The organism is Cupriavidus sp. GW823-FHT07A04 (assembly GCF_058794615.1).
Genome location: NZ_JBXAHA010000009.1, coordinates 149,056 through 173,436, shown reverse-complemented (window position 1 = coordinate 173,436; position 24,381 = coordinate 149,056). Strand labels below are relative to the sequence as shown.

The window sequence follows — 24,381 nt, the reverse complement described above, 5'->3', positions numbered from 1 at the left end:
CCTGATATCCGGTGCGGCCCGCGCGATGGTGCGGGCCGGCCAATAATGAGAGCGTGCAATGCCAAAGCGCACAGACATAAAGAGCATCCTGATCATCGGCGCCGGCCCCATCATCATCGGGCAGGCGTGCGAGTTCGACTATTCCGGCGCCCAGGCCTGCAAGGCGCTGCGCGAGGAAGGTTTCAAGGTCGTGCTGGTGAATTCGAACCCGGCCACGATCATGACCGATCCCAACACGGCCGATGTGACCTACATTGAGCCGATTACCTGGGAAGTGGTCGAGCGCATCATTGAAAAAGAGCGTCCCGACGCCATCCTGCCGACCATGGGCGGCCAGACCGCGCTGAACTGCGCGCTGGACCTGCATCGCCATGGCGTGCTGGCAAAGTACAACGTCGAGTTGATCGGCGCGTCGCCGGAAGCCATCGACAAGGCCGAGGACCGCCAGAAGTTCAAGGAAGCGATGACCAAGATCGGCCTGGGCTCGGCCAAGTCCGGCATCGCCCACTCGATGGAAGAAGCGCTGGCCGTGCAGACGCAGATCGCCAAGGAAACCGCGACCGGCGGCTACCCGATCGTGATCCGACCGTCCTTCACGCTGGGCGGCTCCGGCGGCGGCATTGCCTACAACCGCGAAGAATTCGAGGAAATCTGCAAGCGCGGCCTGGATCTCTCGCCGACCCGCGAACTGCTGATCGAAGAGTCGCTGCTGGGCTGGAAAGAGTATGAGATGGAAGTGGTCCGCGACAAAAAGGACAACTGCATCATCATCTGCTCGATCGAGAACCTGGACCCGATGGGCATCCACACCGGCGACTCCATCACGGTGGCGCCCGCCCAGACCCTGACCGACAAGGAATACCAGATCCTGCGTAACGCCTCGCTGGCGGTGCTGCGCGAGATCGGCGTCGATACCGGCGGCTCCAACGTGCAGTTCTCGATCAACCCGGCCGATGGCCGCATGATCGTGATTGAGATGAACCCGCGCGTATCGCGTTCGTCGGCGCTGGCCTCCAAGGCCACCGGCTTCCCGATCGCCAAGGTTGCCGCCAAGCTGGCGGTGGGCTACACGCTGGACGAGCTGAAGAACGAGATCACCGGCGGCGCGACCCCGGCCTCGTTCGAGCCGTCGATCGACTACGTGGTCACCAAGGTGCCGCGTTTCGCGTTCGAGAAATTCCCGCAGGCCGACAGCCACCTGACCACGCAGATGAAGTCCGTGGGTGAAGTGATGGCCATGGGCCGTACCTTCCAGGAATCTTTCCAGAAGGCCCTGCGCGGCCTGGAAGTGGGCGTGGACGGCCTGGATGACAAGTCCACCGACCGCGACGAGATCGTCGAAGAAATCGGCGAAGCCGGCCCGGACCGCATCTGGTACGTGGGCGACGCCTTCCGTATCGGCATGTCGCTGGAAGAAGTGCACGCCGAGACCGACATCGACCCGTGGTTCCTTGCCCAGATCGAAGACATCGTCAAGACCGAGACCCTGGTCAAGGCACGCAAGCTGGACAGCCTGTCGGCCGCCGAGCTGCGTCACCTGAAGCAGAAGGGGTTCTCGGACCGCCGCCTGGCCAAGCTGATGGGCGCCGAGCCTGCAGCCGTGCGCGCTGCGCGCCATGCCGCCGGCGTGCGCCCGGTGTACAAGCGCGTGGACACCTGCGCCGCCGAGTTCGCCACCAACACCGCCTACATGTACGGCACGTATGAAGCCGAACACGGCGAGTGCGAAGCCGACCCCACCACCAATCGAAAGATCATGGTGCTGGGCGGCGGCCCGAACCGGATCGGCCAGGGCATCGAGTTCGACTACTGCTGCGTGCACGCCGCGCTGGCGCTGCGCGAAGACGGGTACGAGACCATCATGGTCAACTGCAACCCGGAAACCGTGTCGACCGACTACGACACCTCGGACCGCCTCTACTTCGAGCCGCTGACGCTCGAAGACGTGCTGGAAATCGTCGACCGCGAAAAGCCCGTCGGCGTGATCGTGCAATATGGCGGCCAGACCCCGCTGAAGCTGGCGCTGGACCTGGAAGCCAACGGCGTGCCCATCATCGGCACCAGCCCCGACATGATCGATGCCGCCGAAGACCGCGAGCGTTTCCAGAAGCTGCTGCATGAACTGGGCCTGCGCCAGCCGCCCAACCGCACCGCCCGTGCCGAGGACGAAGCGCTGCGCCTGGCCACCGAGATCGGCTATCCGCTGGTGGTGCGCCCGTCGTACGTGCTGGGCGGCCGCGCGATGGAAATCGTGCATGAGCCGCGCGACCTGGAGCGCTACATGCGCGAGGCCGTCAAGGTCTCGCATGACTCCCCGGTGCTGCTGGACCGCTTCCTGAACGACGCCATCGAGTGCGACGTCGATGCCCTGTGCGACGGCCAGCGCGTGTTTATCGGCGGCGTGATGGAGCATATCGAGCAAGCCGGCGTGCACTCGGGCGACTCCGCCTGCTCGCTGCCCCCGTACTCGCTGGCGCAAGCCACCGTGGACGAGCTCAAGCGCCAGACCGCGGCGATGGCCAAGGCCCTCAATGTGATCGGCCTGATGAACGTGCAGTTCGCCATCCAGCAAGTCAATGGCGAGGATATCGTCTACGTGCTGGAAGTGAACCCGCGCGCCTCGCGTACCGTGCCTTATGTGTCCAAGGCCACCGGCCTGTCGCTGGCCAAGATCGCCGCGCGCTGCATGGCGGGCCAGACGCTCGACTCGCAAGGCGTGTTCGATGAAGTGGTGCCCCCGTACTTCAGCGTCAAGGAAGCGGTGTTCCCCTTCAACAAGTTCCCCGGCGTCGACCCGGTGCTCGGACCAGAGATGCGCTCCACCGGCGAGGTGATGGGCGTGGGCAAGACCTTCGGCGAAGCCCTCTTCAAGAGCCAGCTGGCCGCGGGCTCGCGCCTGCCGGAGAAGGGCACCGTGTTGCTGACCGTCAAGGACAGCGACAAGCCGCACGCGGTTGGCGTGGCGCGCATGCTGCACGACATGGGTTACCCGATTGTCGCCACCCGCGGCACCGCGTCGGCCATCGAAGCCGCCGGCATCCCGGTGCGCGTGGTCAACAAGGTGAAGGACGGCCGTCCGCACATCGTCGACATGCTCAAGAACGGCGAGCTGGCACTGGTGTTCACCACCGTGGACGAAACCCGTACCGCCATCGCCGACTCGCGCTCGATTCGTATCTCGGCGCTGGCCAGCCGGGTGCCTTACTACACCACCATCGCCGGCGCGCGCGCCGCGGTGGAGGGCCTCAAGCACATGCAGAGCCTGGAGGTCTATGACCTGCAAAGCCTGCACGCCTCGCTGGCCTGAAGCGCGAAGACCGATAGACGGTAGAGTGGACGGCTGAAGGCCTCCGGGCCGCCCGCAGTTGCTGCGGGCGGCCGTCTTGGCCTAAACTAACAGCAATTTCGTCGATCTAACCGTCGATACAACCTGACAACCTCAAAGCCGCGGTTGAGCGGAAGTGCCCCGGGCAGTGATGCCGGCGCATGGTTCCTGCTCCGCTGCGGCTCATTTTTTTGTTGAACGAAGACATGAGCATTCCGATTACCAAGCGCGGTGCCGAGCTGCTGAAAGAGGAACTGCAGCGCCTGAAGGCCGTCGAACGTCCCGCCGTGATCAACGCCATTTCCGAAGCGCGTGCGCAAGGCGACCTCTCCGAGAACGCCGAGTACGACGCCGCCAAGGAAAAGCAGGCCTTTATCGAAGGCCGGATCATCGAGGTGGAGTCCAAGCTGTCGGCGGCGCAGGTCATCGACCCGACCCAGCTCGATACCGACGGCCGGATCGTGTTTGGCGCTACCGTCGACCTCGAAGACCTGGAATCGGGCAAGCCCGTGAGCTACCAGATCGTCGGCGACGACGAGGCCGACCTGGATAGCGGCAAGATTTCCGTCAGCTCGCCGATCGCGCGTGCGCTGATCGGCAAGTTCGAGGGCGATGTGGCGATCGTGCTGGCCCCTGGCGGCGAGCGCGAATACGAAGTCATCACGGTTCGCTACGTCTGAACGAGGCTGCGTGTTCTCTTCCTCTTATTCGAGCCTGCCGCCGCTGCCGCATCGGATCTTCCTCCTGCTGACCGTGGTCTGGGCCGGCAGTCTGTGGACAGTGGGCTACATGGTGGCCCCGACGTTGTTTTCCGTGCTGCCCAGCCGCGAGACGGCAGGCTTGATCGCCGGGCAGCTGTTCCGGACCGAGGCCATCCTCGGTGTGGTGGTCGGTGTGCTGCAGCTGGCGCTGTGCAACCTGATGATCCGCCGTGGCGCGGGACGCTATCGCGGCCTGCGCTGGCTTGTGCTGGGCATGCTGCTGTGCGTGCTGGCGGGGTATTTCGGTATCCAGCCCTTCATGGAAAACCTGAAGGAGAAGGCGACGGCGCTTGGCGTGGGCGTGTCCGACTCGCCCTATAAGGGGCAATTCGGCATGCTGCATGGGGTGTCCAGCGTGTTCTACCTGGTGCACAGCTTGCTAGCGCTGGTCACCGTGTGGCGCGCAGCGGCGCCGCGCTCGGCTGGCGAGTGAGACCGAAGGGGCGAGCCCAGGTGGCCGTCCCTTGCCATGCCAGCGGCCCAGGCGGGCGCGCTGGCATGGCTTCGACATTAGTCGAGCGCTTTCTTCTTCTGGCTGGTCGGGCGGACGCGCGCGCGCTTGACGTTGCCGCCGGCGGTGACGCGTTCATTGCCCAGCACCGTCACTTGCGAGCGCTTGGGGCGCCGATTGGGCGCGGCGCTAGGCTTCTTGACCGTGACAGTGCGCGGGGCGGCGCCGCCCCGCGGGGCCAGGCGGCCCAGTTCCTGCGGACGATTTTCCTTCAGGACGGCCGGGCCCGGGCGCCATACCACCAGCAGCTTGCCGATATGCTGGATCGGAGCGGCGTCCAGATCTTCGCAGATGGTTTCGTACATGGCGATGCGGCTTTCGCGGTCGTCGCCGAATACGCGGATCTTGATCAGGTCGTGAGAGGCCAGGCTACGGTCGATTTCGGCCAGGACTGGACGCGTCAGACCCTCGCCGCCGATCATCACGACCGGATTGAGGCCATGGGCACGGGAGCGGAGTTCTGAACGCTGGGCGGGAATAAGTTGAAGAGCGGGCATAAGTAAAGCGCAGGCGAGGGCGCAAATGGGCGCGCAAGTGGTGCGCAAACCAAGGCACCGAAGTGCCGAAAAAGCGAATCGGCGCGTATTATCCGTCAAACTGGCGCGGTCAGGCTGCAAAAACAGCAAAACGAGTGAAAAACGCACGGGCGGCCGCGGGCCGGCGGCGTTTTTCTCCATACAGATGTATCCGGAATGGCCAAGAACAAATTCAATCAGGCGTGGTTGCACGACCATATCAACGATCCCTACGTCAAATTGGCGCAGCGCGAGGGCTATCGGGCCCGCGCAGCGTATAAGCTGAAGGAGATCGACGAGCAGGACAAGCTGATCCGCCCCGGCCAGGTCATTGTCGACCTCGGCGCGGCCCCCGGCAGCTGGAGCCAGTACGCCCGCAACAAGCTGGCGGCGTCTTCGCGCGCCAAGGACGGCGGCATCGACGGCGCGGTAATTGCCATCGACCTGTTGCCGATGGAGGCTGTCGCCGACGTCACATTTATCCAGGGTGACTTCCGCGAGGAGGACGTATTTCGCCAATTGGAGGAAATCGTGCTGCAAGCGTCCGGCGGCGCGAAGATTGATCTTGTTTTGTCGGACATGGCCCCCAATTTGTCCGGTGTAGCCTTTGCCGATGCGGCCCGTATCGATTACTTATGTGACCTGGCGCTGGAATTTGCCCAGGCCCATCTGAAGCCGGAGGGCTCATTGCTGGTAAAGTGTTTCCATGGCAGCGGTTACAGCCAGATCGTGGAGAAGTTCAAGCGCCAGTTCAAGGTGGTCGCGAAACGCAAGCCCAAGGCGTCACGCGATAAGTCTTCCGAGACCTTCATTCTTGGGCGTTTCCTCAAGTCGGCGGGGTGAAGCGGTGCCTATCGCTTCGATGAATTTGCTTTTTACCCCGACGCCGGGCGCTGCATTACAATGCAGCTATCCCGTTGGCAAGGCGTTCGTAAAGGAGTTTGGCCTTGAATAACAACCTGTTTCAAAAGGCGGCAATCTGGCTCGTGATCGCGCTGGTGTTGTTTACCGTCTTCAAGCAGTTCGACAAGCCCCGCACGCAGGAAGGCGTCACCTATTCGCAGTTCATGGATGATGCCAAGGCCGGCAAGGTGGGCCGGGTTGACGTGCAAGGCCGCAATCTGGTGGTGACGCCCAAGGAAGGGCAAAAGTACACCATCATTTCGCCGGGCGACATCTGGATGGTTGGCGACCTGATGAAGTTCGGCGTCCAGGTCACCGGCAAGGCAGACGACGAGCCCAACATGCTGGTGCAGGCCCTGTATTACCTCGGGCCCACCCTGCTGATCATCGTGTTCTGGTTCTACATGATGCGGCAGATGCAGGGCGGCGGGAAAGGCGGTGCCTTCTCCTTTGGCAAGTCGCGCGCGCGCCTGATCGATGAAAACCAGAATGCAGTCACTTTCCAGGACGTCGCCGGTTGCGATGAATCCAAGGAAGAAGTGATCGAACTGGTGGACTTCCTCAAGGATCCGCAGAAATTCCAGAAGCTGGGCGGCCGTATCCCGCGCGGCGTGCTGCTGGTCGGCCCTCCGGGCACCGGCAAGACGCTGCTGGCGCGTGCCATCGCCGGCGAAGCCAAGGTGCCGTTCTTCAGCATCTCCGGCTCGGACTTCGTTGAAATGTTCGTCGGTGTGGGCGCGGCCCGTGTCCGCGACATGTTCGAGAATGCCAAGAAGCAGGCTCCCTGCATCGTCTTCATCGATGAAATCGATGCGGTTGGCCGTCACCGTGGCGCCGGCATGGGCGGCGGCAACGACGAGCGCGAGCAGACCCTCAACCAGATGCTGGTCGAGATGGACGGTTTCGAGGCCAACTCGGGCGTGATCGTGATCGCCGCGACCAACCGTTCGGACGTCCTGGACAAGGCGCTGCTGCGCCCGGGCCGTTTCGACCGCCAGGTGTATGTCGGCCTGCCCGACATCCGCGGCCGCGAGCAGATCCTCAAGGTCCACATGCGCAAGGTGCCGATCGGCAACGACGTCGACGCCTCGGTGATTGCACGTGGTACCCCGGGCTTCTCCGGCGCTGACCTGGCCAACCTGGTCAACGAAGCCGCACTGTTCGCCGCCCGCCGCAGCAAGCGCGTGGTCGACATGCAGGACTTCGAGGACGCCAAGGACAAGATCTACATGGGCCCGGAACGCAAGTCCACGGTCATGCGCGAAGAAGAACGCCGCGCTACCGCGTACCACGAGTCCGGCCATGCGGTGGTGGCCAAGCTGCTGCCCAAGGCGGATCCGGTGCACAAGGTCACCATCATGCCGCGCGGCTGGGCACTGGGCGTGACCTGGCAGCTGCCGGAGCACGACAAGTACTCGAAGTACAAGGACAACATGCTTGACGAGATCGCCATCCTGTTTGGCGGCCGCGCGGCGGAAGAGGTCTTCCTCAACGCCATGAGCACCGGTGCTTCCAATGACTTCGAGCGCGCCACCAAGACGGCTCGCGACATGGTCACCCGCTTCGGCATGAGCGACACCCTGGGCACCATGGTGTACGTGGATACCGAGCAAGATGGCATGTTCGGCAAGATGTCGTCCAAGACGGTGTCGGAAGCTACCCAGGTCAAGGTCGATGCGGAAATCCGCCGCATCGTCGACGAGCAATATGGCCTGGCCAAGCGCCTGCTCGAAGAAAACCGCGACAAGGTCGAAGCCATGACTGCGGCCCTCATGGAATGGGAAACCATCGATGCGGACCAGGTCAACGACATCATGGCGGGCAAGCCGCCGCGGCCGCCGCGTGGCGCGTCCAGCCAGAACGGTGGTGGCAACACGCCGTCGGGCGGCTCGCCGGTGGCCCAGACCAACGCTCCGGCCACGGCCTGAGCGGATGGCCGGCACGATAGTGTCGTCGGCGTTCCGGTAATCCGGATCGCGCCGGCGCGGTTGTCGTGGTTGTAGCGGTCGTTCACCAAGCCTGAAGCCGGCGCCTTGTGCGCCGGCTTTTTCATTGCAGGCGCGTACGTCGCGCTGCGGTTTTCCACTTTCCTGGCTTTCGTCCTTTCGTATCTTGCCGTCGATCTCAACCGATTCGAGTTTCCAGTGCGGCCGCTACCGCTTCGCGCGCGACCGCCGTCCGCTGGTGATGGGCATCCTGAACGTCACCCCCGATTCCTTTTCCGATGGCGGCCAGCATGCTGGCCGCGATGCCGCCTTGCGCCATGCCGAGCGCATGATTGCCGAAGGCGTGGACATCATCGATATCGGCGGCGAGTCCAGCCGGCCGGGGTCGGCGGCATTGCCGCTGGACGAGGAGCTGGCGCGTGTGGTGCCGATGGTCGAGGCGCTGCGCGACTGTGGCCGGCCGCTGTCCATCGATACCTACAAGCCGGAAGTCATGCGTGCGGCGCTGGCTGCCGGGGCGGACCTGATCAATGACATCTGGGGCTTTCGCATGCCTGGCGCCGTCGAGGCGGTGAGTGAGGCCCAGGCGGGGCAGGCCGGACTATGCGTGATGCATATGCAGCGCGATCCGCAGACCATGCAGGAGCAACCCCAGTACGAGGATGTGGTGCAAGAGGTGGCTGGTTTCCTGCGCGAGCGGGTGGGCGCGCTGCGCGCCGCCGGCGTGGCTGAAAGCCGCATCACGCTCGATCCGGGCTTTGGCTTTGGCAAGGCGCCGGATCATAATCTGCGGCTGCTGGGCCAGTTGCCGCAACTGGCGGTGGATGGCCTGCCCTTGCTGGTTGGCCTGTCGCGCAAGTCGACGCTCGGCGCGATCCTGGGCGGGCGGCCGCCGCAGCAGCGGATCGCCGCCAGCCTGGCAGCGGCGGTATGCGCCGCGGAACGGGGTGCGTATATCGTGCGTGTGCACGATGTGGAACAAACTGTGGATGCCCTCAAGATCTGGTGGGCCATCCGTCATGAAACTATTGCCTGTTAACATTTGTTTTGATTGCGGGCATCCAGCATTGCGCGCTTAGCCTTTAGCATTCGGCATCCGCAACATCGAACAACGGGAGAATGATCATATGACACGCAAGTATTTCGGCACGGATGGGATTCGTGGCAGGGTTGGCGAGGCGCCGATCACGCCCGACTTCGTGATGCGCCTGGGCTATGCGGCGGGCATGGTGCTCGCCCATGGCGCGAAGCAGCAAGATCAGGCGCGTCCGACCGTCCTGATCGGCAAGGACACGCGCATTTCCGGCTATATGCTGGAGGCTGCGCTAGAGGCCGGCTTTACCTCGGCAGGCGTCAACGTGCTGCTGACCGGGCCGCTGCCGACGCCGGGCGTGGCCTATCTCACGCGTGCGCTGCGCTTGTCGGCAGGCGTGGTGATCTCCGCCAGCCACAACCCGTACTACGACAACGGCATCAAGTTCTTCTCCGCCGATGGCGACAAGCTGCCGGACGCCGTGGAAATGGCGATCGAGCAAGCGCTGGAAGAGCCGATGGTCTGCGTGCGCTCGGACGATCTCGGCCGCGCGCGCCGCATCGAGGACGCCGCGGGCCGCTACATCGAATTCTGCAAGAGCACGTTCCCCTACGAGCAGGACCTGCACAAGCTCAAGCTGGTGGTGGACTGTGCGCATGGCGCCGCTTACCACATTGCTCCGCACGTCTTCCATGAGCTTGGCGCTGACGTGATCTCGATCGGCAACCAGCCGGATGGCCGCAACATCAACGCCGGCTACGGCGCGACGGCCCCGGAAAAACTGATCGAAGCGGTCAAGGCCAATGGCGCTGATCTCGGCTTGGCCTTCGACGGCGACGCGGACCGCCTGCAGGTGGTGGACCGCGATGGACGCCTGTTCAACGGGGATGAACTGCTGTACCTGATCGTCCAGGACCGCCTGCAGGCGGGCCAGGCCGTGGAGGGCGCGGTGGGCACGCTGATGACCAATATGGCGGTGGAGCTCGCGCTCAAGCGCCAGGGCGTGGAGTTCGTGCGCGCCAAGGTGGGCGATCGCTATGTGCTGGAAGAGCTGAACAAGCGCAAGTGGACGCTGGGCGGCGAGGGCTCGGGTCATCTGCTCTGCCTGGACCGCCACACCACCGGCGACGGCATTGTCTCCGCGCTGCAGGTGCTGGCCGCGTTGCGCCGTAGCGGCAAGACCCTGTCGCAATTGCTGGAAGGGGTTTCGCTGTTCCCGCAAACGCTGATCAATGTGCGCGTCGAAAAGGGCTTTGATTGGCAGTCCCACGCGGGCCTGAGCGCGGCGCGTGCCGTGATCGAGCCGCAGCTCGAGGGCCGGGGCCGGGTATTGATCCGAGCATCGGGGACCGAGCCGGTGGTGCGCGTGATGGTCGAAGCGGAGAAGGTCGAGACCGCGGAGCAGGCAGCGCAGACGCTGGCGGACGCCTTGCGGGCCTGAAACCGCGTCATCGCCGCCAGTTGTTGCCAAAACGCCGGGCTTTTCGCCCGGCGTTATTTTTTGTTGGAAGGCAATTAGCCGCAAGTTTTAGGCTTGTCTGCCGCGGGATGCGGGCCGGGGAGGGCGTTGCCGACGAGTGGATCAATGTGATGTAGGAGGCTGCTTCCGCTGACTTTGAAGAAGATCTCGTGATGTCATTGAATTGTCATAGTCGGAGCTTAAAGTTCGACTTGTCAAAAAATTGTCATTCCCCAACCATGTCTCTGGAGGACATATGAAGCTGGTCAAGACTGCCGTTGCAGGCATTGTGTCGTTGGTGGTAGCGGGCACTGCGTTCGCGGCGGAAATTACCGGTGCTGGCGCTTCTTTCCCGGCGCCCGTGTATTCCAAGTGGGCCGATGCATACCAAAAGGCAACGGGTAACAAGGTCAACTATCAATCCATCGGCTCGTCTGGCGGCATCAAGCAGATCGGCGCCAAGACTGTCGACTTCGGTGCTTCCGACGCGCCCCTGAAGGATGAAGAACTGGCCAAGCAAGGCTTGGTGCAGTTTCCCACGGTGATCGGCGGCGTGGTGCCGGTGATCAACCTGCAAGGCATCAAGCCGGGCGAACTGACCATCACCGGCGACGTGCTGGCGAACATCTACCTGGGCAAGATCAAGAAGTGGGACGATCCCGCCATCAAGGCACTGAACCCGCACGCCAAGCTGCCGAGCCAGGACATCCTGCCGGTGCGCCGCGCTGATGGTTCGGGCACCACCTTCATCTTCACCAACTATCTGTCCAAGGTCAGCACCGACTGGAAGAGCTCGGTGGGCGAGGGCACCACGGTCAACTGGCCGGGCGGTGGCACTGGCGGCAAGGGTAACGAAGGCGTGGCCGCTTTCGTGCAACGCCTGAACGGCGCCATCGGCTACGTTGAGTACGCCTACGCCAAGCAGAACAAGATGACCCACCTGAACATGAAGAACGCTGCCGGTGCAGTGGTTCAGCCTGGTGACGACGGCTTCAAGGCAGCGGCAGCAGGCGCCGACTGGAGCAAGACCTACTATCAGATCCTGACCAACGAACCGGGCAAGACGGCATGGCCGATCGCCGGCGCGACCTTCATCCTGGTGCACAAGAACCAGGAAAAGGCAGCGCAGGGCGCCGAAGTGCTGAAGTTCTTCGACTGGGCGTACAAGAGCGGTGGCAACATGGCCAGCGAACTTGACTACGTACCGCTGCCGGACGCCGTGGTGAACCAGATCCGCGCGACCTGGAAGAACTCGGTCAAGGACGGCTCGGGCAAGGCGTTGTACAACTGATCGGCGGGCCGCCACGGCAGCCGCGCCGTGCCGGTCCGGTGCCCCAAGGGCGCCGGACCGGCAGCATTGAAGACAGCAAGGCAGTAGAAGCAGCAGTAGAAGCAGCGCAGCAAACGCGGCAACCCGCGCGGGCAAGCGCGACGCAATGCAAGGGCCTATTGGCCCGAGCGGTCGGCGCGGCCAGCCAGCCGCCTATTAAACGAACTCCAATACCACATCATGGCGACTACATCCGATCTATCCGCAGTACGGCCGCCTAGCCGTACCGGTGACATCCTGTTTGGTGGCCTGACGCGCGGCGCCGCCATCGTGACCTTGCTGCTGCTTGGCGGCATCATCGTGTCGCTTGCAATCAGCGCCTGGCCTTCGATCGAGGCCTTCGGCCTGCGCTTCCTGTGGACCGCAGAGTGGGATCCACCCGCGGACGTCTATGGCGCGCTGGTGCCGATCTACGGCACCATCGTCACCTCCCTGATCGCCCTGATCATCGCGGTGCCCATCAGCTTTGGCATCGCGCTGTTCCTGACCGAGCTGTCGCCGGCCTGGCTGCGCCGCCCGCTCGGCACCGCCATCGAATTGCTGGCTGCCGTACCCTCGATCGTCTACGGCATGTGGGGCCTGCTGGTCTTCTCGCCGATCTTCGGCGAGTACTTCCAGAAGCCGCTGGCCGCCACCGTGGGCCAGGTGCCGCTGATCGGCAAGCTGTTCCAGGGTGCGCCCCTGGGCATCGGCCTGCTGTGCGCCGGCGTGATCCTGGCGATCATGATCATTCCCTACATCGCGTCTGTGATGCGCGATGTGTTCGAAGTTACCCCGGTTTTGCTCAAGGAATCGGCCTATGGCATCGGCTGCACCACGTGGGAAGTGATGTGGCGTGTGGTGCTGCCCTTCACCCGTGCCGGCGTGATCGGCGGCGTGATGCTGGGCCTGGGCCGCGCGCTGGGCGAGACCATGGCGGTCACCTTCGTGATCGGCAATACCAACCTGCTGGACAACGCCTCGCTGTTCTCGCCGGGCAACAGCATCACCTCGGCACTGGCCAATGAGTTCGCCGAAGCCGGCGCCGGCCTGCATACCGCCGCGCTGATGGAGCTCGGCCTGATCCTGTTCTTTATCACGTTCGTGGTCCTGGCGCTGTCCAAGATCCTGTTGCTCCGCCTGGCCAAGAACGAGGGTGCAAAATGAGCCAAGCCGCCATGTCTTCCTCTTCCTCTACGTCGATTCCGGCAGTCAGTCCGGATGCGGATGCCACGCGCACGCGTCTGCAGGCACGGCGCCGCCGCACCAACTTCTATGCCCTGACGGCGTCGCTGGGCGCCATGGGGTTCGGTCTGTTCTGGCTGGCCTGGATCCTGTGGACCACCATTTCGCTGGGAGTGGGCGGCCTGTCGATGGATCTGTTCACGCAGATGACGCCGGCGCCGAATACCGCTGGCGGCGGCCTGGCCAATGCGATCTACGGCAGCTTCGTGATGGTGGGCCTCGCCACGCTGTGCGGAACGCCCTTGGGCATCCTGGCCGGCATCTACCTGGCCGAATACGGCAAGACGTCGCCGTTGGCCAGTTTTATCCGCTTTATCAATGACATCCTGCTGTCGGCGCCGTCGATCGTGATCGGCCTGTTCGTCTACGCGCTGGTGGTGACCCGCATGGGCCATTTTTCCGCCTGGGCCGGCATCTGCGCGCTGGCGTTGCTGCAGATTCCGATCGTGGTGCGCACGACCGAGAACATGCTGAACCTGGTCCCGAATGCGCTGCGCGAGGCCGCCTTCGCGCTCGGCACGCCCAAGTGGAAGATGGTGCTGTCGATCACGGTGAAGTCGTCATATGCAGGCATCGTCACCGGCGTGCTGCTGGCGGTTGCGCGTATCGCCGGCGAGACCGCGCCGCTGCTGTTCACGGCCTTGTCCAACCAGTTCTGGACCAGCGACCTGAACAAGCCGATGGCGAACCTGCCGGTGACCATCTTCCGCTTCGCCATGAGCCCGTTCGTCGAGTGGCAGCAACTGGCCTGGGCCGGCGTGTTCCTGATTACCGTTGGTGTGCTGGCGCTCAATATCCTGGCACGCATGCTGTTCAAGAAATGACCGGCAGCGCGATAGCCGCACGGCCTACCCCAAATTCTTTGCGAGAGACGAGCATGACCTCGACCGTCATCGACATTCCCGACACGACCCGCGCCAAGATCGACGTGCGCGACCTGAACTTCTACTACGGCCAGTTCCATGCGTTGAAGAACGTCAATATGTCGATCCCCGAGCGCAAGGTGACGGCCTTTATCGGCCCGTCCGGCTGCGGCAAGTCGACCCTGTTGCGTACCTTCAACAAGATGTACGCGCTCTATCCGGAGCAGCGTGCCGAGGGCGAGATCAACATGGATGGCGAGAACCTGCTGACCGCCAAGAAAGACATCGCTCTGCTGCGCGCCAAGGTTGGCATGGTGTTCCAGAAGCCCACGCCGTTCCCCATGTCGATCTATGACAATATCGCTTTTGGGGTGCGCCTGTTCGAGAAGCTGTCGCGCTCCGAGATGGACGACCGCGTGGAATGGGCACTGTCCAAGGCGGCGTTGTGGAACGAAGCCAAGGACAAGCTCAACCAGTCGGGCTACGGCCTGTCCGGCGGCCAGCAGCAGCGCCTGTGCATCGCGCGCGGTATTGCCATCCGCCCCGAAGTGCTGTTGCTGGATGAGCCGTGCTCCGCACTTGACCCGATCTCGACCGGCCGCATCGAAGAGCTGATCGCGGAGCTGAAGGACGAGTACACGGTGGTGATCGTGACCCACAATATGCAGCAAGCCGCGCGCTGCTCGGACTACACCGCGTATATGTACCTGGGTGAACTGATCGAGTTCGGCGAGACCGAGAAGATCTTCATCAAGCCGCATCGCAAGGAAACCGAAGACTACATCACCGGCCGTTTCGGCTGATTGAGCGTTACGCACATAACGCATAGCATACGAATAGAGCGGCTAGGAGAGCAACATGTCTGACAAGCATCTGTCGACCCAATTCGACGCCGACCTCAACGCCATCAGCACGAAACTGCTGCAGATGGGCGGTCTGGTCGAGTCGCAGATCGAAAACGCCATGCGGGCGCTTTCGGAGTTCGACGCGGGCCTGGCCGACCAGGTCATCGCGCGCGAGCACCACCTGAATGCCCTGGAGCTCGAGATCGATGCCGATTGCGGCAACATCATCGCGCGCCGGCAGCCGACCGCGCGCGATCTGCGCCTGGTGATGGCGATTTCGAAGACCATCACCAACCTGGAGCGCGCCGGCGACGAAGCGGAGAAGATCGCCAAGCGCACCAAGCACATCATGGAAGACGCAGGCGCCCACCAGATCAATTACTCCGAGGTGAAGCTCTCGGGTGATCTGGCCATCGCGCTGCTGCGCCAGGCACTCGATGCCTTTGCGCGCCTGGACACCGTGGCTGCCGCCCGGATCGTCAAGGACGACAAGGCCATCGACGACGAATTCCGTGCGTTCGTGCGCAAGCTCATCACCTATATGATGGAAGACCCGCGCACGATCTCGGTCGCGCTGGATTTCCTCTTTATCGCCAAGGCGATCGAGCGCATTGGCGACCACGCCAAGAACATCGCTGAATTCATCATCTACATCGTCAAGGGAACCGACGTCCGCCACGCCTCGCGTGAGGACATGGAGCGCGAAGCGCTGAGTTAAGGCGCCACCGCGGAGAAAATTACATGCCAAGCAGCATTCTTGTTGTCGAAGACGAACCCGCGATTGCCGAACTGATCGCGGTTAACCTGCAACACGCGGGACACTATCCGATCCGGGCCTATAACGCCGAGCAGGCGCTGTCACTGATGAGCGACGTGCTGCCCGACCTGGTGCTGCTCGACTGGATGCTCCCGGGCAAGTCGGGAGCCACCTTCGCCAAGGAGCTGCGCAATAACGACCGCACCAAGCAGATTCCTATCATCATGCTTACCGCGCGCAGCGAGGAGCAGGACAAGGTGCTGGGGCTCGAGGCCGGCGCGGATGACTACGTCACCAAGCCGTTCTCGCCCAAGGAACTGCTGGCCCGCATCAAGGCCGTGCTGCGCCGCCGCGCCCCCCAACTGACCGACGACGTCGTTGCCATCAATGGCCTGCGCCTTGACCCGGCTACGCACCGGGTCACCGGCCAGGATGAATCTGGCCTGATCAAGCTGGACCTGGGTCCTACCGAGTTCCGTTTGCTGCACTTTTTGATGACGCATCCGGAGCGCGTTCACAGCCGTTCGCAGTTGCTGGACCAGGTGTGGGGCGATCACGTGTTCGTGGAAGAGCGGACCGTCGACGTACACATCAAGCGCCTGCGCGCCGCGCTGACCCCTGGTGGCTACAGCAACATGATCGAGACGGTGCGCGGCAGCGGCTACCGCCTGGCTCGCGCGCCCAGCCACTGATGGGCAGGCTTGCCACGTCGTTTCCGGCGTGGCGCCTGTTACAGCTTGCCTGTTTCGTGGCACACTCCACCGCATTCCATGCGGTCTTGCCGCCTGCCTGACCTTCTCACTTCTTCATGAACGTCATCTGGGCCCGTTCGGCGGCCATCCTGATTTTCCTGGCCCTGGCTTCGGCCGGGCTGTACTTCTTCCTTGGCCCCGTGCCTGCGCTGGCCGTGCTGTGCGTCGGGTTGCTGGGGCATCTGCTCTATTACATCTACCAGATCAACCGGCTCTGGAAAGTGCTGGACGCGCCTGCCTACGGCGAGATTCCCAGCGCGCTGGGGCTATGGGGCGAGGTGTATTACCGCCTGCATCGCCTGGTCAAGCGCTGGCGCACCCAGGTGTTGCAGGTCGAGCAGCAACATACTCGTTTTATCCAGGCCATCCAGGCGTCGCCCAATGGCGTTCTGATGCTGGATGATGCCGACCAGATCGAATGGTGCAACGATGTGGCCGAGCAGCATTTTGGCCTCAATGCGCGGCGCGACGTGCGCCAGCGCATCACCCACCTGATCCGGCGGCCGGAATTCGTCCAGTACCTGCACTTGCAGCGTTTCGATGAGCCGCTGGTGATGCGCGACATGGGCGAGCACAAGCGCAGCGTGATCGCCGTGCAGATCCTGCCTTACGGCGAAAGCCGCAAGCTGGTGTTGACACACGACATCACCAAGGTGGAGAACACGGAGGCGATGCGCAGGGATTTCGTCGCCAACGTCTCGCACGAACTGAAGACACCACTGACGGTGCTGACCGGCTTCCTGGAAACGGTGCGCGACCTGCCTGTGTCGGAGCAGGATCGCAACCGCTACCTCGACATGATGCTGGTGCAGTCCATGCGCATGCAGCACCTGGTCGAGGACTTGCTGGTGCTGGCCAAGCTGGAAAGCGACGAGCAGCCGCCGAGCCAGGACCGGATCGACCTGGCCGAGCTGGTTGCGCACCTCGTGCACGACGCCGAGGCGCTGTCCCAGGGCGAGCACCAGATCTCCGCGCAGATCGACCCGGCCGTCATGATCCGCGGTGCGGAGCGTGAACTGCTGTCGGCCTTCGGCAACCTGGTTTCCAATGCGGTGCGCTACACGCCGGAGGGCGGGCGCATCAGCATCGCGCTGAACTACGAGAACGAGCACGCCATTTTCTCGGTCACCGATACGGGCCTGGGCATTGCCGCCGACCATATCCCGCGCCTCACCGAGCGTTTCTACCGGGTCGACCGCAGCCGTTCGCGCGATACCGGTGGGACCGGCCTCGGGCTCGCCATTGTCAAGCATGTGCTGTCGCGCCACCATGCCGACCTGCGCATCACCAGCGAAGTGGGGCGCGGCAGCGTGTTCCGCGTGGTCTTCCCTGTCGATCGCAGCGGCTATATGCCTAGCGCCTTGCCGCGGCCGGGAGAGTCGCCGCAGAAGGCGGCCTGAGCAGCGCCTGCTCGCGGCGTGGTGCATGGCACGGCGCACGCGAGGCGCGCCGTGCCGACCTCACCTCACCCTCACCCTCAGGCGCTGCCGAACAGGGCCAGCAGGTCGTTCTGGCTGACGTGCGGCTGCTTGGACTTGGTGTGCTTGCGGATGTAGCTGCCGTCGGGCTGCATGATCCATGCGGAGGCATTGTCGTGCAGATGTACTCGCAGGCTCTCCTTGATGACCCGCGCCTTCAGTACTTTGTCCAGTACCGGGAATGCCACCTCGACGCGACGGAACAGGTTGCGGTCCATCCAGTCCGCGCTGGACAGGTAGACCACCTCCGTGCCGCCGGCCAGGAAGTAATAGACCCGGTGATGCTCGAGGAAGCGCCCGACGATGGAGCGCACCGTGATGTGCTCCGACAGGCCCGGCACCCCTGGGCGCAGCGCGCACACTCCACGGATGATCAGGTCGATCTTCACGCCGGCGCGTGATGCCTTGTACAGCTCGTCGATGATGGATGGTTCCAGCAGCGCATTCATCTTGGCCATGATGCGCGCGGGCTTGCCGGCACGGGAGTTGCGGGCCTCCGCGCGGATATGCTCCACCAGATTGCTCTGCATGGTGAACGGCGACTGCCACAGGTGATTCAGGCGGATGGTGCCCGCGGTGCCCGTTAGCAGCTGGAACACGTGCTGGACGTCCTCGCAGATCTTCTCGTTGGCGGTGAGCAGGCCGAAATCGGTGTATAGCCGCGCGGTGCGCGGATGATAGTTCCCGGTGCCCAGGTGCGCATAGCGGCGCAGCTTGAACTGCTTGCTCTTGGCGCCTTCCAGTTCGCGGCGCACCATCAGCAGCATCTTGGCATGGCACTTGTGGCCAACCACGCCATAGACCACATGCGCGCCGGCGGATTCGAGCCGCTCGGCCCAGTTGATGTTGGTTTCCTCGTCAAAGCGCGCCAGCAGTTCCACCACTACAGTGACTTCCTTGCCATTGCGCGCCGCGGTCATCAGCGCCTCCATCACCGGCGACTCGTTGCCGGTGCGGTAGACGGTCTGCTTGATGGCTACCACGGCAGGGTCGACGGCGGCTTGCTGCAGCAGGTCGAGCACCGAGCTGAAGCTCTCGTAGGGATGGTGCAGCAGCACGTCCTGCTGGCGGATCGCGTCGAACATCGAAGCGCCGGGCGCAAACACCTTGACCGGCGCCGGCACGTGCGGCGGGTATTTGAGGGCGGGGCGGTCGACCAGGTCGGGGATCTGCATCAGCCGCACCAGGTTGACCGGGCCGCTCACGCGGTACACGTCCTGCTCGCCCAGGCCGGATTCGAGCAGCAGGCGGCGCGCCATGGCCGGCGGGGTGTCGGCCGAGATTTCCAGGCGCACGGTGTCGCCGAAGTGGCGGGTCGGCAGCTCGCCTTGCAGTGCCTCGCGCAGGTCCGTGATATCGTCCTCCGACACGAACAGGTCAGAGTTGCGGGTGACGCGGAACTGATAGCAGCCGTTGACCTTGATAGCGGGGAACAGCTCATGCACGAAGGCTTGCATGAAGGACGACAGCAGCACAAATCCGTAGGGATAGCCCGAGAGTTCCTCGGGCATCCTGACTACGCGCGGCAGCGCGCGGGGTGCCTGCACGATGGCCAGGTCGGCCTCCCGGCCGAAGGCATCCTTGCCCGATAACTCAATGACGAAATTCAGGCTCTTGTTAAGCACCCGCGGGAAGGGGTGGGCCGGGTCCAGCGCGATCGGCGTCAGGACCGGGCCGAGCTCGCGCGTGAAGAAGCTGCGCGCCCATTCGCGCTGCGCCTCGTTCCAGGTGGAGGCGAGGTGAAAGAACACCCCTTCTTTTTCCAACAGGGGGAAAATCACGTTTTGCAGCATGTCATACTGCATGGCCACCAGCTTTTGCACGCGCTCCGTGACAATCTGGTATGCCTGCTGCAAGGAAAGGCCGTCGGGCGTGATGCCGGAAGGATTGTCACGCATCTGCTCCTTCAAGCCGGCCATGCGGATCTCGAAGAACTCGTCCAGATTACTTGAAACAATACAGATGAATTTCAGACGTTCGAGCAGCGGCACGCTGGCGTCAGCTGCCTGTGCCATGACTCTCGTATTGAATTCCAGAATGCCCATTTCGCGGTTGAGCAGCGTGCCGGGTGGGCTTGTCGACATAGGCATGACCTTCTTTTGGTAATGCGGCGACTTTTTCATAGAATCATGTCAAATTGATGACAATGTGATTTTGTCACGATGCAGACATGATAAAGACATATTTTCTAAGGTTGGGCGAACCTGACTGCCCGACACCGTTATTGACGCCGCGGCTTGCGGCTTTTACCCACATTCCCCTACCGCGATGAACCAAACCCCTCGCTTGCTGGCTGCCGTCGACATGGGCTCAAACAGCTTCCGCCTGATGATCGGGCGGGTGGATGAGAGCCTGACCGCATCCGGGCCGGCCAGCCAGCTATTCCAGGTCGATGCGCTGCGCGAGCCGGTGCGCCTGGCCGCGGGCCTGACGCCAGACAAGTACCTGGACCAGCCGGCCCGCCGGCGCGGCATCGACGCCCTGCGGCGTTTCGGCGACCGCCTGCGCGATTTCTCCCCTGACCAGGTGCGGGCGGTGGCGACCAATACGCTGCGGGTAGCCAAGAACGCGTCGGAATTCCTGATCGAGGCCGAGCACGCGCTCGGATTCCCGATTGAAGTGATTGCCGGGCGCGAAGAGGCGCGGTTGATCTACCTGGGCGCCTCGCACGATGCGCCGGCCTGTGCCGGCAACCGGCTGGTGGTCGATATCGGTGGCGGCTCGACCGAGTTCATCATCGGCAGCGGCTACACATCCAAGCTGATGGAGAGCCTCTACATCGGCTGCGTCTCGCACAGCCGCCAGTTCTTCCCCAGCGGCAACGTCGATGACTACGCGATGAAGCAAGCGGAACTGGCCGCGCGCAGGGAGATCCAGGTGCTCGTGCGCCAGTACCGGGCGGCCGGCTGGCAGCAGGCGGTGGGTTCGTCGGGTACGGCGCGCGCGCTGGCCGAACTGATCGAGCTCAACGGCATGAACGACAACCCGGCCGAGCACGGCATCACCCGCGAAGGCCTGGAGCGCCTCAAGCGCGCGCTGGTCAAGGCGGAGAACGCCAACCGGGTCAAGCTGGTGGGCCTGAAGGCGGACCGCATCCCCGTGCTGCCAGGTGGCCTGTCGATCATGCTCGGCGTGTTCGCCGAGCTCGACATCGATCGCATGGACGTCACCGACGGCGCGCTGCGCCTGGGTGTGCTGTACGACCTGCTGGGCCGCACGCACCACGAGGACATGCGCACCATCACCGTGGATCAGTTCATGCGCCGCTATGGCGTAGACCGCGCGCAAGCCCAACGCGTGCGCCAGGCCGCGCTGGGTTTGCTGGCGCAGTTTCCCGAGCCGCGCAATGAGCGCCGCGACGACAATCTGGCACTGCTGGGCTGGGCCGGCGGGCTGCATGAGATCGGCATGACCATCTCGCACAGCGGCTACCACAAGCACTCGGCGTACATCGCTACGCACGCCGATATGCCGGGCTTCTCGAAGACCGACCAGGCACGGCTGGCAACGCTGTTGCTCGGGCATGCCGGCAAGCTAGGCAAGCTTTCCGGCAGCGGCAAGTTCCTCGACTGGCGGATGCTCTTCAGCCTGCGCCTGGCATTCGTGCTGTGCCGGCGCCGTGCCGACGAGCCGCTGCCCGAGATCACCGTGGGCCAGCGTTCGGATGCACTGGACGAAGGTTTCGAGGTGCGCTTGCCCAAGGCCTGGATCGAGGCCAACCCGCTGGTCGAATACAGCCTGGCGCAGGAAGCCGACGAGTGGGAACGCATCGGCAAGCGCTACAAGGTGGTGTACGCCTGAGCCAAGCGCAGGGGCGGCCAGATGGCGGCCCCCGTTTCGATCAGCAGGCCGAGCGCCCGCACAGGCTCAGGCGTCGCGGTTCAGGCCAAGGAAGTGGCGCGCATAGCGGGGGTTCATGTCGTTTACGCGCAGCAGCGTGAGGAAGTCCGCCACGTTGAAGTCGGGATCCCACGCCGGCATGCCGCAAATTCGCGCGCCTAGCCGCAGGTAACCCTTGATCAGCGCCGGCGGCTCTACGTCCAGCGTCTGATTGAGCTCGTCGATCGGCAGAGGCAGGCGCGGGAACGCGTGATATTCGATCGGCGCCAGGGCGCGCTCGGCGAAGACCCGGTACAGGCTGGCCGCATAGTGGCCGCCATCGCTCATCGGCACGCTCGCGCATCCCAGCATCGACTCGATGCCCCAGCGCTGCAGGTACTCGCCCAGGCCACCCCACAGCGCCATGATCACGCTGCCCGAGCGGTAGTCGCGGTGCACGCACGAGCGGCCCAGTTCCACCATCTTGGGCTTCAGGTGAGCCAGGCGCACCAAGTCGAATTCCGACTCGGCATAGAGGCAGCCAATACGCTTGGCCTGGTGGGGCGCCATAACGCGGTAGGTGCCGACCACCTTGAGCGTGGCCGTATCGCGCACGATCAGGTGGTCGCAGTAGGCGTCGAACATATCCACGTCGAGTTCAGGCCTCGACGGGTTCAGCCTGGCGCCCATTTCTTCGGCGAAGACCTTGTAGCGCAGGCGCTGCGCTTCTTCTACTTCATCCTGGTGGCGCGCCCACGCCACGCTGAAAGCAGGCTGGTCATGCGCTTGTTCATGTGCTTGTGCAGGTTGCTGGCGATGAAGACGCCTCCGCGCCGAATGGCCTGACAGGCCACTGGGCAGGGAATCGAACAACGGCTGGGTGGGCGTCGGGAGCTCTCGCATCAGTATGTCCTTTCGGTGACGAAACTGTTGCGGTCGAATGTAGAGAGGGCAGGTGACAGTGCCGTGAAGCGGTCGTGACGGTTCAGTGACGGCGGCCCGGAAAGCCGGGCCGCGCCGTTGCGGGGTGCCCAAAAATGCTAGAGAAATTCCGGATTGATGACTGCGCGCAACACGACCTGCGATTCACTTTCGCGCGTGCGCCCCGACAGCCACCAGATGCCGCTCTTGCGCACGCTCCAGTTCATTTCCGAGCCCGCCAGCAGCAGGCTGGCAAGTTGGCCAAGCCAAGGCTGGTGCCCGACCAGCACGGTGTGCTCGGCGCCTTGAGGCCAATCGATCGCGGCCAGCACCGCGCTGACATCGGCGCCCGGGGCAAGCTCGGGCAACACCTCTGCGTTCTCGCGCAGGGCGGCGGCGGTTTCGCGCGTACGCAGGGCCGGGCTGCAGACCACCCGCGTACCGGGAGGCAGATGGCTGCGCAGCCATGCGGCGGAGGCATCCGCCTGCTTATGTCCGCGTTTGGTCAGGGGGCGTTGCAGGTCGGCATTGCGGGAAAAGCCAAGCGCGCCAGACAACTCCTCGGCTTCGGCATGACGCCACAGGATCAGGTTCATGAGAGCGGTGTGCTCAAGCTAAAGGGGAAAAGGGGAAAGGGAAAACGGGAAATGGATGTTTCGAGTATGGCCACGCGCGCAGGTGCGTGCAAGACGGGCAAACACCGGGCGGGAACGCAGCATGGCACTGCCAAATGACACGCACGTGGCGAGCCATACATGGCGGAAGCTGCCGCAGCGTGGGGTGAAGCGATAGGGGGGGCAATGGCCGACAAGCCACCGGCATCGACCAGCGCTCCAGGCCTGAGGCATCAGGATGGAATAGCCATCATGATTGTTTCAGTGGAGCCGCTAATGCACGATGCGTGCAGGTGGCTATGGCCAGATGTCTCCCAGGGCGGGACCGCCGCGATGCGGTGCCCTGGAATGCGGTCTAGCGCAACGCTCGCCGGGGGCGAGTGTGGAAGAAGATCAGACTTTGTGGCGGAAGTTGATGCGGCCCTTGGTCAGATCGTAGGGCGACATTTCCAGCGTCACGCGGTCACCAGCCAGAATGCGGATGCGGTGCTTCTGCATCTTGCCCGAGGCATAGGCCCAGATTTCCACGCCGTTTTCCAGCGTCACGCGGTAACGATTGTCCGGCAGGGCTTCCGAGACAACACCGCCAAATTCGATAAGTTCTTCCTTAGCCAATCTTCTTCCTTTACGGCAGCCTTGGGCTGCATGAATTTAGGTAAATCCGGTGAGGCGAGCGCTGGCATGCCTGCATGCTCGCGAGGTCCGGGTGCCAGCAGTGACAAGCGCCGGCTTGCTTGGTTGCGCCTTGAAGTTGCGGGAGGCAAGCTGACCCGGACCGGCACGGCAAAAAAGCGCGTGCAAAAAAGTCCACGTTAGGGAATCGCCGGGGGGCGCGTCAGTGCCCGGCAGATTGCCTTGCCGGTTGCGGTCGCAAGCTAATGCGGCCGTGCTACCGTGATAGGCGCGGGGGCAATGAAGCGGGCAAGATGTTCCCGGTGGCTTGCCGAACTGCGCTGCAGTGTGATGGCTGCATTCCTCGGCAAGGGCGCCCGGTTACAGGGCATGCTGCATAAACCCCGGGCTAACGCGCGATTATATCATGGGTGTGCAGTCCAGGCGTGGCGCGCGCATGGCCGCCTTACCCGGATATGGCCGCGAAAACAAGAGAAAAAGCCCGCCGCCGGGTGGGTTGCGGGCTTAAAAGTGGTGCGGGCGGTTCGCAGACCCGCCCGCTGCCAGTGTCTGTGTTTCAAGCGCGCAGGGGATCCCATATTCATGGCATTGCCATTGGGTGCTGCGGTGCAGTGAGGTGGGTGCCCGGCGCAGCGGCCGGCACTGGCCCGGACAAAATCAGGCGACAAAAAAAGGCTTAGACCTTGCGGTCT

20 protein-coding genes are annotated in these 24,381 nt (G+C 63.6%); 15 read left to right on the top strand and 5 right to left on the bottom strand.

All coding sequences use genetic code 11. The features are described 5' to 3' along the window. The first annotated feature begins 58 nt into the window (after window positions 1–58). From carB to AC1Q7Q_RS17325, 3 genes are all read left to right on the top strand, one after another. Window positions 59–3,307 carry a carbamoyl-phosphate synthase large subunit gene (carB, locus tag AC1Q7Q_RS17335; protein ID WP_492373896.1) on the top strand — a complete coding sequence of 1,083 codons (3,249 nt, stop codon included), beginning with the start codon at window positions 59–61 and terminating at the stop codon, window positions 3,305–3,307. 224 nt (window positions 3,308–3,531) lie between these two features. Then, on the top strand, window positions 3,532–4,005 hold the full coding sequence (greA, locus tag AC1Q7Q_RS17330) for a transcription elongation factor GreA (protein WP_043352072.1): 474 nt from the start codon (window positions 3,532–3,534) through the stop codon (window positions 4,003–4,005). 10 nt (window positions 4,006–4,015) lie between these two features. Continuing rightward, window positions 4,016–4,519: a DUF4149 domain-containing protein gene (locus tag AC1Q7Q_RS17325; protein ID WP_492373895.1), complete on the top strand. Its 504-nt coding sequence runs from the start codon at window positions 4,016–4,018 to the stop codon at window positions 4,517–4,519. A 77-nt stretch (window positions 4,520–4,596) separates the two neighbouring features. On the opposite strand, the gene AC1Q7Q_RS17320 is transcribed toward AC1Q7Q_RS17325, so the two are convergent. Then, window positions 4,597–5,094 (bottom strand): YhbY family RNA-binding protein, encoded by a 498-nt coding sequence (locus AC1Q7Q_RS17320; protein WP_043347609.1) that lies wholly within the window; start codon window positions 5,092–5,094, stop codon window positions 4,597–4,599. 195 nt (window positions 5,095–5,289) lie between these two features. Between AC1Q7Q_RS17320 and AC1Q7Q_RS17315 the strand changes: the two genes are divergently transcribed. The 11 genes from AC1Q7Q_RS17315 (at window position 5,290) to phoR (ending at window position 17,624) form a co-directional block, all read left to right on the top strand. Further along, complete coding sequence (locus tag AC1Q7Q_RS17315; protein ID WP_043347605.1) at window positions 5,290–5,955, top strand: RlmE family RNA methyltransferase; 666 nt, start codon at window positions 5,290–5,292, stop codon at window positions 5,953–5,955. Between the two features lie 104 nt (window positions 5,956–6,059). Beyond that, on the top strand, window positions 6,060–7,943 hold the full coding sequence (ftsH, locus tag AC1Q7Q_RS17310) for an ATP-dependent zinc metalloprotease FtsH (protein WP_492373894.1): 1,884 nt from the start codon (window positions 6,060–6,062) through the stop codon (window positions 7,941–7,943). Between the two features lie 259 nt (window positions 7,944–8,202). Next, complete coding sequence (folP, locus tag AC1Q7Q_RS17305) at window positions 8,203–9,000, top strand: dihydropteroate synthase (RefSeq protein WP_492373907.1); 798 nt, start codon at window positions 8,203–8,205, stop codon at window positions 8,998–9,000. Between the two features lie 88 nt (window positions 9,001–9,088). Beyond that, window positions 9,089–10,435: a phosphoglucosamine mutase gene (gene glmM / locus AC1Q7Q_RS17300; RefSeq protein ID WP_183035037.1), complete on the top strand. Its 1,347-nt coding sequence runs from the start codon at window positions 9,089–9,091 to the stop codon at window positions 10,433–10,435. A gap of 274 nt (window positions 10,436–10,709) precedes the next feature. Then, on the top strand, window positions 10,710–11,744 hold the full coding sequence (pstS, locus tag AC1Q7Q_RS17295; RefSeq protein WP_174423343.1) for a phosphate ABC transporter substrate-binding protein PstS: 1,035 nt from the start codon (window positions 10,710–10,712) through the stop codon (window positions 11,742–11,744). 219 nt (window positions 11,745–11,963) lie between these two features. Next, a complete protein-coding gene (gene pstC, locus AC1Q7Q_RS17290) occupies window positions 11,964–12,929 on the top strand; it encodes a phosphate ABC transporter permease PstC (protein WP_174423342.1) in 966 nt (321 codons plus the stop codon). A gap of 11 nt (window positions 12,930–12,940) precedes the next feature. After that, window positions 12,941–13,831 (top strand): phosphate ABC transporter permease PstA, encoded by an 891-nt coding sequence (pstA, locus tag AC1Q7Q_RS17285; protein ID WP_416049100.1) that lies wholly within the window; start codon window positions 12,941–12,943, stop codon window positions 13,829–13,831. Between the two features lie 53 nt (window positions 13,832–13,884). Continuing rightward, a complete protein-coding gene (gene pstB / locus AC1Q7Q_RS17280; protein WP_492373893.1) occupies window positions 13,885–14,673 on the top strand; it encodes a phosphate ABC transporter ATP-binding protein PstB in 789 nt (262 codons plus the stop codon). 55 nt (window positions 14,674–14,728) lie between these two features. Continuing rightward, the gene (gene phoU / locus AC1Q7Q_RS17275) at window positions 14,729–15,433 is read left to right on the top strand and encodes a phosphate signaling complex protein PhoU (protein ID WP_441636912.1); all 705 of its coding nucleotides are present in this window, start codon (window positions 14,729–14,731) and stop codon (window positions 15,431–15,433) included. A 23-nt stretch (window positions 15,434–15,456) separates the two neighbouring features. Further along, the gene (phoB, locus tag AC1Q7Q_RS17270) at window positions 15,457–16,164 is read left to right on the top strand and encodes a phosphate regulon transcriptional regulator PhoB (RefSeq protein WP_043347578.1); all 708 of its coding nucleotides are present in this window, start codon (window positions 15,457–15,459) and stop codon (window positions 16,162–16,164) included. Between the two features lie 116 nt (window positions 16,165–16,280). Next, window positions 16,281–17,624, top strand: coding sequence for a phosphate regulon sensor histidine kinase PhoR (phoR, locus tag AC1Q7Q_RS17265; protein ID WP_492373892.1), 1,344 nt, complete (start codon window positions 16,281–16,283; stop codon window positions 17,622–17,624). Between the two features lie 77 nt (window positions 17,625–17,701). Here phoR and ppk1 read toward each other — a convergent pair whose 3' ends face one another. Next, window positions 17,702–19,825: a polyphosphate kinase 1 gene (gene ppk1, locus AC1Q7Q_RS17260; RefSeq protein WP_492373891.1), complete on the bottom strand. Its 2,124-nt coding sequence runs from the start codon at window positions 19,823–19,825 to the stop codon at window positions 17,702–17,704. A gap of 145 nt (window positions 19,826–19,970) precedes the next feature. On the opposite strand from ppk1, the gene ppx reads away from it, so the two are divergent. Further along, complete coding sequence (gene ppx / locus AC1Q7Q_RS17255; RefSeq protein ID WP_043347570.1) at window positions 19,971–21,503, top strand: exopolyphosphatase; 1,533 nt, start codon at window positions 19,971–19,973, stop codon at window positions 21,501–21,503. A gap of 66 nt (window positions 21,504–21,569) precedes the next feature. On the opposite strand, the gene AC1Q7Q_RS17250 is transcribed toward ppx, so the two are convergent. The 3 genes from AC1Q7Q_RS17250 to infA all read right to left on the bottom strand — a co-directional run bounded on the left by AC1Q7Q_RS17250 (window position 21,570) and on the right by infA (window position 23,671). Further along, the gene (locus AC1Q7Q_RS17250) at window positions 21,570–22,424 is read right to left on the bottom strand and encodes a GNAT family N-acetyltransferase (RefSeq protein ID WP_082054896.1); all 855 of its coding nucleotides are present in this window, start codon (window positions 22,422–22,424) and stop codon (window positions 21,570–21,572) included. A 137-nt stretch (window positions 22,425–22,561) separates the two neighbouring features. Then, complete coding sequence (locus AC1Q7Q_RS17245) at window positions 22,562–23,038, bottom strand: SixA phosphatase family protein (protein WP_150983323.1); 477 nt, start codon at window positions 23,036–23,038, stop codon at window positions 22,562–22,564. Between the two features lie 411 nt (window positions 23,039–23,449). Next, window positions 23,450–23,671, bottom strand: coding sequence for a translation initiation factor IF-1 (gene infA, locus AC1Q7Q_RS17240; protein WP_006157708.1), 222 nt, complete (start codon window positions 23,669–23,671; stop codon window positions 23,450–23,452). Window positions 23,672–24,381: the final 710 nt, after the last annotated feature.